This is a genomic window from Martinezella rhizogenes (genome assembly GCF_027460065.1).
GTDB lineage: Bacteria > Pseudomonadota > Alphaproteobacteria > Rhizobiales > Rhizobiaceae > Agrobacterium > Agrobacterium rhizogenes_C.
Genome location: NZ_JAPYZZ010000003.1, coordinates 156157 through 168988, shown reverse-complemented (window position 1 = coordinate 168988; position 12832 = coordinate 156157). Strand labels below are relative to the sequence as shown.

Sequence of the window (12832 nt, the reverse complement as noted above, 5' to 3'; positions counted from 1 at the left end):
ATTTCCTGACGAGTTGAATTAATTGTGTTCGGTAACGGTATGTTCGCCTTCGGGGAATATGCCTATGAGACGGCTGGGTAAAAGAGGGCTTTGTTCAGGAGTAGCAAATGAATATCGCAGCACGTCTGTCGCTGGCGGCCATGATAACACTGGCCGCGACACCATCTTTCGCATCGGAGGATATGGCTTCGGAGACAAGCGAGGCGATATTCGGTTTCGGTGGTGTGCTGACGAAAGAAGACATGCTGAAAAGCGCTGCCCTTGTTCCCGTGGAATACGAAGAGAATGCCATTCTGGGCGGCGGTTACCAGTTTTATCCCTATCGTCTCGGCAATGTGAAACTGGGTGGAGAAATCGGCATTGCCGCAAGGTTCGGCAAAGGCTTCACCGGTGAGGTGTGGGCCGGCCCGGTCGCGCGTTATGAACAGATCAGGCTCGGCGAGCGACTGTTCATCACGCCGAGCTTCACCGCCGGCCTCAGCCTCGTCACGGACGCGCAGCGGGGCCGTGAGCGCGAGCAGGAAATCAAGGATGATGGCAATGCCAACGTCCTGTTTTATCTCGGGCCGGAAATCAACGTCTCCTTCAGCGAGGATTCCTCGACGGAATTCTTCTGGCGCCTTCACCACCGCTCCGGCGGTGGCAAGACATTGGGCAATATGAAGGGTGCGACCAACGCCAACGTTTTCGGCGTGCGCTACAAATTTTAAGGCGCGAGGCGTTTAGACACGCCCTCCATGTGGCTGAATTTTCAGCCACCCGTCATTCTTCGGGAAGAGGTAAATTGGAACCCTTGCGTGTAGCGCATGGGTGGATTGCCTTATTCTGCCTGTTCATTGGGCATGAGAAAGCGCATATAGAGGGCATCAAAGGACGCCGGAACGAAACGTTACTGACGTCACCTAAACCTCAGAAAGGGTCATGTCATGAACGTCGCACGCAGCTTCAACAATTGGCGCAAATATCGTCAGACCATCAACGAACTGGGCCGCATGAGCACCCGTGAACTGCACGATCTCGGTATTGATCGCAGCCAGATCACCAGCGTTGCCCGCGCCGCTGTTGGCAAGTAATACAGGCGATATCGTCACTTATGAATGCTTCAACGCCCGCTTCGCGGGCGTTTTTGTTTTTGGGCCCTTCGTTCCGGGGTTCTCCAGCGTGGCGATGCCGTTGATCGTGCGCGGAGTTTTGTTCCGCCGCAGATAAAAGCGTTAACGCCTCCCGCCGCCTGGATAATGCAGTCTCTCGTGACTATTCGACCGGATTTTCAATCGGAAAAATTGCCATGCGTAGAGCGCATATCTGTGCTGCAACCTTGTGCCTGTGAAACGCGCAGAAAAATGCTATCTTCAAATCACCGAAACGGATGTACCTCCTCCCACATCCTTTTGGTAGTGCGGGCGATCCTACTCCTCCTCCCAAAGGATTGCCCCGGGGACAGCGGTTTTCCTCCTCCCATATCGCTGTTCATCTTTTCAGAAAGCCTGCCGCACCTCCTCCCGCGGCAGGCTTTTTTGTTTTCAGGTGTTTTCTTTCGTTTTCGGGAGGTTTTTCAGTCGAAAGCCATCATGCCGATGGGCGTTACGGCATGGGTGCCGGCGCGTTTGGCAAGCGCATAGGAAAGGCATTGTTCGACGGCGTCCTGCGGCACGGGCTTGGCGATCACGCCGGCGCCGATGCCCAGATTGATGACGACTTCCGGGTTCGCCGTCATGAAGATCACCACGACGCCATGATCTTCCGAAAGCCGCCTTCCGATCTCCGGGCCGGTCTGTCCATCGGCAAGATTGACGTCGACGAAGGCGATATCGGCACGGCTGCCGAGCGCCACGGCCTCATCCAGCCGGTTGGCGATGCCGATGACATTGGCCTCTTCTTCCGCCTGCAAAATCGAATCCTCGATATCCATGGCGATGAGAAATTCGTCTTCCACGATCAGCACGCGCGGTTGTTCCGTGCGGAAACCCGGTTCGTTTTGCAAGACGTCTGCCAGCATATGCCTGCCTCCATTCCGTGCGCCTCAGCGCGGTCGGCAAGCAAACACTTCTCGGCGCAACTCGTTCCAAAGTGAGATAAACATAGTGAATGGAGTGTAAACAGCGTGCCTTTTCGGCTATCACCACTCTATAGCGAAGCAGTTGATTCGGTTCGGTTTTCATCCGGGTAAGGGGTCGGAGAACGTCACCGTGGAGCATCTTTCGTCCCTGGAACGCCAGTCCTTCGCCATTTTGGCGCAATAGGCTGGCATGAAAATTCAAAGCGTTACGGCCTTCTTCTCCTGTCGGGGCAGAGGCGCCGGGACCTTGCCGATCATTCGCGTGCCGCGGTCAAAACGGCGCCGGACCCTATGAGTTTAGAAAGAGAATAAGACGATGACCCAGTCTCCGCGCGCCACCATTGCCCGCAACACGCCCAATATCGCCGTCGTCGGCGTCGGTGGCGGTGGCGGCAATGCGATCAACAATATGATTGCCGAGGGCATTAGCGGGGTGGATTTCATTGCCGCCAACACGGATGCGCAGGCGCTGAAGAAAACCAATGCGCCGCGGCTCGTGCAATTGAGCTCCGAACTGACCGGCGGTCTCGGCGCAGGCGCTGATCCCGAGGTTGGTCGTCAGGCCGCGATCGATTCCCTCGATGAGATCATGGATCACTTAAGCGGTTACGACATGTGCTTTATCACCGCTGGCATGGGCGGCGGCACCGGCACGGGTGCGGCTCCCGTCATTGCCGAGGCCTGCCGCGCGAAGAACATCCTCACCGTCGGTGTCGTCACGCTTCCGTTCAGCTTCGAGGGTGCACGGCGCATGCGGGCGGCCGAATATGGCTTTGCCAACCTGCTCAACACCGCCGATACCGTCATCGTCATTCCCAACCAGAACCTGCTGCGTATCGCCGATGCCGGCACCACCTTCGAAAATGCGCTGAAGACGGCCGACAAGGTTCTGTCGCTTGGCGTGCGCTGCATCACCGATCTCATCCTGCGCGAAGGTCTCGTCAATCTTGATTTTGCCGATGTGCGTTATGTCATGAAGAATGGCGGACGCGCGCTGATGGGCACGGCGCAGGCCAAGGGTCCGAAACGCGCCTCGGAAGCGGCTGCTGCAGCCATCGCCAATCCGCTGCTCGGCGAACCCTCGCTGAAGGAGGCGCGTGGTGCGCTGGTGGCCATCTCGGGGGGCAACGATCTGACGCTTTATGAAATCGACGAGGCGATGACGCTGGTGCGCGAAGCGGTGAGTGAAGAGACCGACGTGGTGATGGGCGCTTCCTTCGACCCCACACTCGACGGTGCTTTCAAGATTTCCGTCGTGGCCACCGGCCTGCGCAACTGACGCGCAGCTACAGCGACAGGGAATTGTGGGGGAGTACGACGGTGCGGCTCGTTTCTTCTCCCCGCCGGGGAGAAGGTGGCCCGAAGGGTCGGATGAGGGGGTAACCTCTCGGTAAATCTCTACCCTTGCCCCCTCATCCCGCTGCCGCGACCTTCTCCCCGGACGGGGAGAAGAAACAGGCGGCGTGCTCCCCGTTCCCCGATAAACTAAGCGGCGACATTTTATAAAAAGCGCCCACGCCACAAACCGAACGATTAAAAGCCGCCGCGGGTAATTTCCGCGACGGCTTTTGGTTGTTTTTGAACAATTATTCCGCCATTCGAGGAGGCGGAGCAACCGGGCGGCGTTGATAACGAAAAAATATAATAGTACTCTTTATGTCGACAAGAGGGATTTGGTGATGACGGATATAATTGCTTCTGCCGAGCGCAAGCGCGGCTCCGGCGTGAAGATGGTCTATGATCTGCTGCGCGACGAGATTCTCGATCTGGTGCTGCCGCCGGGTAGCCCGATCGATGAGGTGCAGCTTGCCGAACGGTTCAAGATGTCGCGCACGCCGATCCGCGAGGCGCTGGTGCGGCTTTCGGGCGAGGGGCTGATCGATACGCTGCCGAACCGCTCGACCATGGTGTCGAATATCGATTTCCTCAACATGCACACCTATTTCGATGCGCTGGTGCTGATGTATCGTGTCACCACCCAGTTGGCCGCGCAATATCATCGTCCGGAAGATCTGGCCGGCATCCGCGCGCATAATGCGGAATTTGCCGTTGCGGTAGAAGAGCAGAATGCGCTGGCGATGATCTCCACCAATGCCGCCCTTCATCTTGCCATCGCCGAGGCCGGCCGCAACCCCTATTTCACCAGCCTGTTCAAGCGCCTGCTGGATGAGGGACGCCGCATTCTGCGGCTTTATTACCAGTCTTACGAGGACCGCCTGCCCAAGCGTTTTGTCGATGACCACGAGGAAATGATCGCTGCGATTGCCGCCCGCGATATCGCTCTTTCTGAAAAACTGGCGCGCGAACATGCCGAACAGATCGTGCGGCAGGTGCAGAAATTGCTGGTGCGAAACGAGCGTCTGGAAATAAGTCTGTAGCTTGTCGATTTCTTGTCGACAAATAAAATACAAGATAGTAATGTCCTTGTCGAAAGGGTGGCGCGGAGCTGCGTCCATTCCTGAGAACCATGTGCCTTAGGAGCAAATAATGACGGCCAGCATTTTTTCCGGCGTGATCCCCGCCTTGATGACCCCGTGCAAGCAGGACCGCACCCCTGATTTCGATGCGCTTGTCCGCAAGGGCAAGGAGCTGATTGCCGACGGCATGTCCGCTGTCGTTTATTGCGGCTCGATGGGCGACTGGCCGCTGCTCACCGACGAACAGCGCATGGAAGGCGTGGAACGCCTGGTGAAGGCCGGCATCCCTGTTATCGTCGGCACCGGCGCGGTCAACACGGCATCTGCCGTGGCGCACGCTGCCCATGCCCAGAAGGTTGGCGCCAAGGGCCTGATGGTCATTCCGCGCGTTCTGTCGCGCGGCTCGGTCATCTCCGCCCAGAAGGCGCACTTCAAGGCCATTCTTGCGGCTGCGCCGGAAATTCCGGCCGTTATCTACAACAGCCCCTATTACGGTTTCGCGACCCGCGCCGATCTCTTCTTCGCGCTGCGCGCCGAGCACAAGAACCTCGTCGGCTTCAAGGAATTCGGCGGTCCGGCTGATATGCGTTATGCCGCTGAAAACATCACTAGCCGCGATGATGAAGTGACCCTGATGATCGGCGTCGATACCGCCGTCGTTCACGGTTTCGTCAATTGCGGCGCGACCGGCGCCATCACCGGCATCGGCAATGTCCTGCCGAAGGAAGTCATTCATCTCTGCAAGCTGTCGCAGGCTGCCGCCAAGGGTGATGCGGATGCCCGCGCCCGCGCGCTGGAGCTGGAGCAGGCGCTTGCCGTGCTCTCCTCCTTCGATGAAGGCCCGGATCTGGTTCTCTATTTCAAGCACATGATGGTGCTGAAGGGCGACAAGGAATACACGCTGCATTTTAACGAAACCGATGCCCTGACGGACAGCCAGCGCGGTTATGTCGAGGCGCAGTTCAAGCTGTTCAACAGCTGGTATGCCGACTGGAGCAAGCTTCCGGGTGCGGTTCAGGCCTGCAAAGCTGCCTGAGTCATCACAGTGATAAAATAAAAGGCCCGCATTTGCGGGCCTTTTTCATTTCCGATCCTCAACGCGGTCAGGAGACCGCGTCCAGTCCCTTCTCCAGCAACCGATCGAGCCCGGCCATTTCAGCGGCCGTGAGAGTAATGCCTTCGCTCTCGGATTTTGCCCGTGCGGCAAAGCGACGGCCGGAGGGCAGGCGGGCGCCCTGACCGATAATGGCATCGAACAGCACTTCGGCGCGCTGGAAGGGATCACCCGGACGCCCCTTGGCGAAAGCTTCCGGGGAGAATGCAACGATCAATTCGCCATGGAAAGGCGCAAGCGTCGTGGTGCCGAGATAATCAAGCACTTCGGGGCTGGTGAGATCGCCGATCATGATACCGGCGAGAAGCTCGATCATGGTGCCGATGGCCGAACCTTTATGGCCGCCGAAGGGAAGCATGGCCCCGGCAAGGGCTGCCTCGGGGTCGGTGGTCGGGTTGCCTTCGGAATCCACCGCCCAGCCTTCCGGCAGAGATTTTCCCGCGCGTCGATGCAGTTCTATCTCACCGCGGGCGGCAACGGATGTCGCGAAATCAAAGACATAGGGCGACGTGTCCTTGCGTGGCCAGCCGAAGGCAAAGGGATTGGTGCCCAGCAGCGGCTTGGTTCCACCTGTCGGTGCGACGGTGGAATAGCTTGGGCACATCACCAGCCCGGCCAGTCCGTTCGAGGTCAAACCTTCTACCTCGGGCCAAAGCGCGGAAAAATGCGTGCAGTCATTGATGACGAGTGCCGCGACGCCCAGGCGTTTCGCGCGCTCGGCGAGAACCGGCAGGCCAAGCTCGAAGGCGGGGTTGGCGAAACCGCCCATGGCATTCACCTTCACAATGGCCGTGCCGTCGTCTTCCGCCACGTCCGGTATCGCATCGGGCTTCACCTTGCCGGCCTTGACGGTGCGAAGTGCGCCTTCGATACGGTAAATGCCATGCGATTTGCAGGCGTCCCGCTCGCCGGCGGTGATGACGCGCGCCAGCGCTCCCGACTGCACGGCATTCAGCCCCGCCCTCAGAAAAATCGACTCGACCCGCTGGAAAAGTGCCTCAACGGTCAAGGTGGTCGTGTCGCCCATTATAGTCCTCCAATACTGGCTCGCACATTTTGAATACATAAAGTATACAAAGGTGAGGGTAATGCAATCTGTCTTTTCACGTCGTGGCGCCGGCAGGTGCAAATCGGCGTCAAGCCGGAAAGGGTGGATGTATCTATAGGCCCCGCGACACTGTTCTTACGCAGTTTTTTCCATTCAGGCCGCTCAACCGACCTCACTCGTTCGCACACGCAAAAAATTCTTTTTGTATACTCGTTGTATTTTTATATTGATTTATCGCTGCCATGGGGAAATAGTGGCTTCGCCTTCAAGGGCAGACCAATTCTGGGAGCAAATAAAGAATGAAAAAATCGGTCATTTTCGCCGGCCTCTTGGCCGCTACTTCCGCTATCACCCCGGCCAAGGCCGACAAGCTTGACGACATTATTTCGTCCGGCACCCTGCGTTGCGCCGTCGTGCTCGACTTCCCGCCGATGGGTGCGCGTGATGACGCGAACAATCCGATCGGATTCGACGTCGATTATTGCAACGACCTCGCCAAGGCGCTGGGCGTCACGGCTGAAATCGTTGAGACGCCGTTCCCCGAGCGTATTCCGGCACTGATGTCGGGCCGCGTTGATGTCGGCGTTGCCTCGACCTCCGATACGCTGGAGCGCGCCAAGACCGTCGGCATGACCGTGCCTTATTTCGCCTTCGAAATGGCTGTTACCGCCAACGACAAGTCGGGCATCAAGTCCTTCGAAGACATGAAGGGCAAGACGGTCGGCGCAACCGCCGGCACGTTCGAAGCCATCGCGCTTGAAAAGTCGGTCAAGGAATGGGGCGGCGGCGAATTCCGTCCGTACCAGACGCAGGCCGACGTGTTCCTCGCGCTCAGCCAGGGCCAGATCGACGCCACGGTTTCCACCTCGACGGTTGCACAGTCCAACGTCAAGGGCGGTAAGTTCAAAGGCATTTCGGTCGTCGGCAAGGCTCCTTATGACATCGATTACGTCGCGCTCTTCACCAACCGCGATGAATATGGTCTCATCAACTACCTGAACCTCTTCATCAACCAGCAGGTTCGCACCGGCCGTTACGCCGAACTCTATGAAAAATGGGTCGGCGGCGAAGTCCCTTCGCTCACCGTCAACGGCGTTTATCGCTGATCAGGAATTTTCGTAAACGGCGCGGTCAAAATGATCGCGCCGTTGACCATTTCTGAAAAGGCGGGACGCTTCATGTTCAACTATACATTCCAATGGAATCAGGCGCTGAAGGCTTTGCCGCAGCTTCTGGACGGCGCGGTGGTGACGCTGCAGATCGCCCTTCTGTCGATGGTGATCGGCCTTGCCTTCGCCATTCTGCTGACGCTGTTCCGGCTCTCCGGCAATCGAATTCTCAGCGCCATCGCCTCCGTCTGGGTGGAAATCGCCCGCAACACGCCGGCGCTGTTCCAGATTTACATGGCCCATTTCGGCCTCGGCAATTTCGGCATTCATCTCAGCCCCTTCACAGCACTTCTTGCCGGCATAGCCTTCAATAACGCCGGTTATCTGGCGGAAAATTTCCGCGGTGCGCTGAAGGCCATTCCCGATACGCAAACGCGCTCCGGCCGTTCGCTCGGCATGACCTCGATGCAGACCTTCCGTCTGATCATCATGCCGCAGATGCTGCGCGTCGCCTTTCTGCCGGCCACCAACCAGATGGTCTGGGCAATCCTCATGACCTCGCTTGGTGTTACGGTCGGCATGAATACGGACCTCGCCGGTGTCACGCAGGCATTGAACGCCCGCTCGTTCCGCACCTTCGAATTCTTCGCGCTCGCTGCGGTCATCTATTATGTGATCGCCAAGATCGTCACGCTCGCCGCCAGAATGCTGGCCTGGCGTCTGTTCCGCTACTGAGAGAGGTGAGCCATGTTTGAAACCGCTCTCACCTGGAGTGATCTCGCCTTCCTGGCCAAGGGTGCCGGCATGACGCTTGCCGTCACCGCCGTCGCCGTCACGGCAGGCACCATCATGGGGATCATCTTCGGTGTCATCCGCTTCCAGTTCGGCCCGTATTGGTCGCTGCCGCTGACCTTCGTGCTGGATATTTTCCGTTCCGTTCCGTTGCTCATCCAGCTGGTTCTCGGCAACGCTTTCCAGTCGATCGCCAAGCTCGGCTGGCCGCCATTCACCACCTCCTGCGTGGTGCTGTCGCTTTATACGGCAGCCTATTGCACCGAGATCGTGCGCGGCGGCATCGATGCCGTGCCGTCGAACACCCGCCGCGCCTGCCGATCGCTCGGCATGACGTGGTCGCAGGACATGCGCTACATCGTGCTGCCGCTTGCCACCCGCGTGTCGCTGCCGTCATGGATCGGACTGACGCTCGGCGTCATGAAGGATTCGGCGCTGGTGCTGTGGCTCGGCCTCATCGAGCTTCTGCGCGCCTCGCAGATCCTCGTCACCCGCCTGCAGGAACCGCTGACCATCCTGATGATCTGCGGCGCCATCTACTTCCTTATCAGCTTCCCCATCGCCCGTTTCGGCGGGTATCTCGAAAGACGGTGGTCCCCCAATGATTGAGATCGAAAACGTCCGCAAATCCTTCGGCCCGCTGGAGGTTCTGAAAGGGATCAACCTCACCGTCAACAAGGGCGAGGTCGTCACCATCATCGGCGGTTCCGGCTCCGGAAAATCGACGTTGCTGACCTGTATCAATGGTCTGGAGCCGATCGACAGCGGCAAGATCGTCATTGACGGCACGGAAGTGCACGCCAAATCGACCGACCTCAACAAGCTGCGCCGCAAGGTCGGCATCGTCTTCCAGCAATGGAACGCCTTCCCGCATCTGACGGTGCTGGAAAACGTCATGCTGGCGCCGCGCAAGGTGCTTGGCATTTCCAAGGCGCAGGCCGAGGAAATTGCGGTCAAGCAATTGACCCATGTGGGCCTGGCCGAAAAGCTGAAGGTCTATCCGAACCGCATGTCGGGCGGCCAGCAGCAGCGTATGGCGATTGCCCGCGCGCTTGCCATGTCGCCAGAATATATGCTGTTCGATGAAGTGACCTCAGCGCTCGACCCTATGCTGGTGGGTGAAGTGCTCGATACGCTGAAGATGCTGGCCGATGAGGGCATGACGATGATCTGCGTCACCCACGAAATGGCCTTCGCGCGCGATGTCTCGAACCGCGTCGCCTTCTTCCATCAGGGCGTGATGGCGGAAATCGGCACGCCGGACCAGCTCTTTGGCGCGCCGCAGCACGCCGAAACCCAGAAGTTCCTGGCGAGCGTGCGGTAATGCCTGCGAATGATGTCATTGTCATAGGGGCCGGCGTTGTCGGCCTCTCGGCGGCAATTGCCGCGCAGGGCCGTGGCCTCTCGGTCACGGTCATCGACCGCGAGGGACCGGCGGCGGGCGCTTCGGCCGGCAATGCCGGCGCTTTCGCCTTCACCGATATATTGCCGCTGGCATCGCCGGGCATTCTCTGGAAAGCGCCGAAGTGGCTTCTCGATCCGCTCGGACCGCTCAGCGTGCCGCCGGCCTATGCGCTGAAGATCGCGCCGTGGATGTTCCGCTTCTGGCGGGCCTGCGCGGCATCGAAGGTTGAGCACTCCACCGCCGCCCAGACAGCGCTGATGGATCTTTCCAGGGCCGAGCTTGAGCCGTTCCTCAGAAAAACGGACACCATTGCCATGCTGCGCAAGGAGGGCAACCTCCAGGTCTATGAAAGCGAAGCGGAATTCGAAGGTTCGCTGGCCGGCTGGAAAGCGCGCGAACGCCATGGCATCGAGTTCCGGCATCTCAATGCCGATCAGATGGCCGAGATACAGCCCGGCATCGCGCCGCGTTTTACCTGCGGCACGTTTACGCCGGGGTGGTATTCCATCGCCGATCCCAAGCTTTATACCCTGAGACTTGCCGAGCATTTCCGGACCATTGGTGGCCGCATCGAATGCCTCGATGTCGCCTCGCTCCGACCGCTGGACGATGGCGTCGAGGTGGTGAGCCATGATGGCCGCACCCGCAAGGCCGGCAAGGTGGTGCTGGCGGCGGGGGCTTTCTCGCACCGCATCGCCCGTTCGCTTGGTGAAAAAATTCCGCTGGAAACGGAACGGGGGTATAATACCACACTGCCTTCAGGTGCTTTCGATCTGCGCACGCAGGTCACCTTCGGCGGCCATGGTTTCGTCGTTACCCGCCTTTCCTCCGGCATTCGCGTTGGCGGTGCGGTGGAGCTCGGCGGGCTGGAGCTTCCGGCCAACTTTGCCCGTTCCGAGGCGCTTTTGACCAAGGCGAAGACGTTTCTGCCGGGCCTGAAAACTGAAGGCGGCAAGCAGTGGATGGGCTTTCGCCCGTCGCTGCCGGACAGCCTGCCAGCCATTGGGCAAGCGCGGCACACGGCGCGGGTGGTCTATGCTTTCGGCCACGGGCATCTGGGGCTGACGCAATCGGCGGGCACGGCCCGCATCGTCGCCGATCTTCTGACGGGGCAAAAGCCCGCCATCGATACACGGGCATTTTCGCCGCAACGTTTCTGACGGGGATTTTTCAATGTCTTCTTCCGTTTCGACAACAGCTGCTCCTCAGGCGCGCAGCATTCTGGCCGGCGCCGCCGAAGGCAGGGTCATCGCCACCACTGAGGCGCTGAGCTTCTGGGGCGGGGTCGATCCCGCCACTGGCAAGGTGATCGACGTGCATCATCCGCTGCACGGCATCTGTCTCACCGGCGGCGTGCTGTTCATGCCGACCAGCCGCGGCTCCTGCACCGGCTCGGGCGTTCTGCTCGATCTCATCCTCACCGGCCGCGCACCTTCGGCACTGGTTTTCTGCGAGGCCGAAGATGTACTGACGCTCGGCGCGCTTGTCGCTGCGGAAATGTTCGACAAGGCCCTGCCGGTCATCCGCCTCGATACCGAAACTTTCGCCCGCTTTTCCCGAGCTGCCCATGTTAGCATCGACCAAAATACCATCAAGGCCGACGGCGTCTCGCTTGCAATCGCCCCGCCGGCGACGGCACATCTCGACCTCACGGACGACGACAGGGCGATGCTTGAGGGGCGTGATGGCATCGCGGTGCGTCAGGCCATGCGCATCATCGTCGCCATGGCCGCCCAGCAGGGGGCTTCCGCGCTTGTTGAGGTCACCCAGAGCCATATCGACGGCTGCATCTATGCCAGCCCCGCCAACCTCACCTTCGCGGAAAAAATGGCCGACATGGGCGGCAAGGTCCGGGTTCCATCGACCATGAACGCCATTTCCGTGGACAAGGCCAATTGGCGCGCACAGGGCGTGCCGGAGGATTTCGGCGATCCGGCCGCAAGGCTGGCGGATGCCTATGTGCGCATGGGCTGTCGCCCCACCTTCACCTGTTCGCCTTACCTGCTCGACAGTGCTCCAGGTGCCGGCGAATCGATCGGCTGGGCCGAATCGAATGCGGTAATCTTCGCCAATACGGTGCTCGGTGCCCGCACCGCAAAGCACCCGGATTTTCTCGATCTCTGTATTGCGATGACGGGCAGGGCGCCGCTTTCGGGGGTGTATCTCGAAGAAAACCGCCGGCCGCAGCGCATTGTCGATGTGACATTGCCAGCTGGTATCGATGACGCCTTCTGGCCGCTCGTCGGGTATCTCGCCGGCAAGGCCGCACCGGATTGTATTCCGCTGTTGCGCGGCCTTGGGTCCGCAAAACCGTCGCGGGATGATCTGAAAGCGCTGTGTGCCGCCTTCGGCACCACCTCTGCCTCGCCCATGCTGCATATCGAGGGCGTGACGCCGGAAGCGGAACTTGTGCCGCTCGAAACCGCCGGGACCGTGACCATTTCGCTCGCCGATATGGCCGCCGGCTGGTCGCTTCTGAACGAGGGGCCGGAAGAGGTGCAGCTCGTCGCTATCGGTAGCCCGCATGCCTCGCTGGAGGAATGTCGGGCGCTGGCGGCCGTGTTTAATGGCCGCAAGCGCCATGCGGATGTCGCCGTCATCGTCACCGCCGGTCAGCAGGTCATCGACGCGGCCATGCAGGACGGCACGCTGCAGAGCCTGAAGGACGGCGGCGTGCAGGTGCTGCCGGATCTCTGCTGGTGTTCGATTTCCGAGCCGGTCTTTCCGACGAAGACGCGCGCACTGATGACCAACTCCGGCAAATACGCCCATTACGGCCCCGGTCTCAGCGGCCGCGCGGTGCGCTTCGGCAGTCTTGCCGATTGCGTCGAAAGCGCGCTGACCGGCCGTGCCGTTTCCCGCCTTCCTGTCTGGCTTTCCTGAGGAGA

13 protein-coding genes are annotated in these 12832 nt (G+C 59.8%); 11 read left to right on the top strand and 2 right to left on the bottom strand.

Annotated features, from left to right (window positions below):
• Positions 1-107: 107 nt before the first annotated feature.
• Together O8B93_RS07345 and O8B93_RS07340 are read left to right on the top strand one after the other, a co-directional pair.
• Positions 108-710 (top strand): hypothetical protein, encoded by a 603-nt coding sequence (locus O8B93_RS07345; RefSeq protein WP_269709185.1) that lies wholly within the window; start codon positions 108-110, stop codon positions 708-710.
• Positions 711-926: 216 nt separating this feature from the next.
• On the top strand, positions 927-1073 hold the full coding sequence (locus O8B93_RS07340; protein ID WP_077983920.1) for a DUF1127 domain-containing protein: 147 nt from the start codon (positions 927-929) through the stop codon (positions 1071-1073).
• Positions 1074-1555: 482 nt separating this feature from the next.
• On the opposite strand, the gene O8B93_RS07335 is transcribed toward O8B93_RS07340, so the two are convergent.
• A complete protein-coding gene (locus tag O8B93_RS07335) occupies positions 1556-1999 on the bottom strand; it encodes a response regulator (RefSeq protein WP_269709184.1) in 444 nt (147 codons plus the stop codon).
• 376 nt (positions 2000-2375) lie between these two features.
• Between O8B93_RS07335 and ftsZ the strand changes: the two genes are divergently transcribed.
• From ftsZ to O8B93_RS07320, 3 genes are all read left to right on the top strand, one after another.
• A complete protein-coding gene (gene ftsZ, locus O8B93_RS07330) occupies positions 2376-3338 on the top strand; it encodes a cell division protein FtsZ (RefSeq protein ID WP_006312408.1) in 963 nt (320 codons plus the stop codon).
• 400 nt (positions 3339-3738) lie between these two features.
• The gene (locus tag O8B93_RS07325) at positions 3739-4437 is read left to right on the top strand and encodes a GntR family transcriptional regulator (protein WP_173990771.1); all 699 of its coding nucleotides are present in this window, start codon (positions 3739-3741) and stop codon (positions 4435-4437) included.
• A gap of 109 nt (positions 4438-4546) precedes the next feature.
• A complete protein-coding gene (locus O8B93_RS07320) occupies positions 4547-5512 on the top strand; it encodes a dihydrodipicolinate synthase family protein (RefSeq protein ID WP_269709183.1) in 966 nt (321 codons plus the stop codon).
• Positions 5513-5579: 67 nt separating this feature from the next.
• On the opposite strand, the gene O8B93_RS07315 is transcribed toward O8B93_RS07320, so the two are convergent.
• On the bottom strand, positions 5580-6617 hold the full coding sequence (locus O8B93_RS07315) for an Ldh family oxidoreductase (RefSeq protein WP_269709182.1): 1038 nt from the start codon (positions 6615-6617) through the stop codon (positions 5580-5582).
• A gap of 320 nt (positions 6618-6937) precedes the next feature.
• On the opposite strand from O8B93_RS07315, the gene O8B93_RS07310 reads away from it, so the two are divergent.
• From O8B93_RS07310 to lhpI, 6 genes are all read left to right on the top strand, one after another.
• Complete coding sequence (locus O8B93_RS07310; protein WP_269709181.1) at positions 6938-7744, top strand: ABC transporter substrate-binding protein; 807 nt, start codon at positions 6938-6940, stop codon at positions 7742-7744.
• A gap of 72 nt (positions 7745-7816) precedes the next feature.
• On the top strand, positions 7817-8482 hold the full coding sequence (locus O8B93_RS07305) for an amino acid ABC transporter permease (protein WP_269709180.1): 666 nt from the start codon (positions 7817-7819) through the stop codon (positions 8480-8482).
• A 12-nt stretch (positions 8483-8494) separates the two neighbouring features.
• Positions 8495-9148, top strand: coding sequence for an amino acid ABC transporter permease (locus O8B93_RS07300; RefSeq protein WP_269709179.1), 654 nt, complete (start codon positions 8495-8497; stop codon positions 9146-9148).
• A complete protein-coding gene (locus O8B93_RS07295; protein ID WP_269709178.1) occupies positions 9141-9863 on the top strand; it encodes an amino acid ABC transporter ATP-binding protein in 723 nt (240 codons plus the stop codon). Before O8B93_RS07300 ends, O8B93_RS07295 begins: the two co-directional genes overlap by 8 nt.
• Positions 9863-11104: an NAD(P)/FAD-dependent oxidoreductase gene (locus O8B93_RS07290; protein ID WP_269709177.1), complete on the top strand. Its 1242-nt coding sequence runs from the start codon at positions 9863-9865 to the stop codon at positions 11102-11104. The genes O8B93_RS07295 and O8B93_RS07290 overlap by 1 nt, the downstream gene beginning before the upstream one ends.
• Positions 11105-11117: 13 nt before the next feature.
• Positions 11118-12827, top strand: a complete 1710-nt coding sequence (gene lhpI / locus O8B93_RS07285) for a cis-3-hydroxy-L-proline dehydratase (RefSeq protein ID WP_269709176.1) — start codon at positions 11118-11120, stop codon at positions 12825-12827.
• Positions 12828-12832 lie beyond the last annotated feature (5 nt).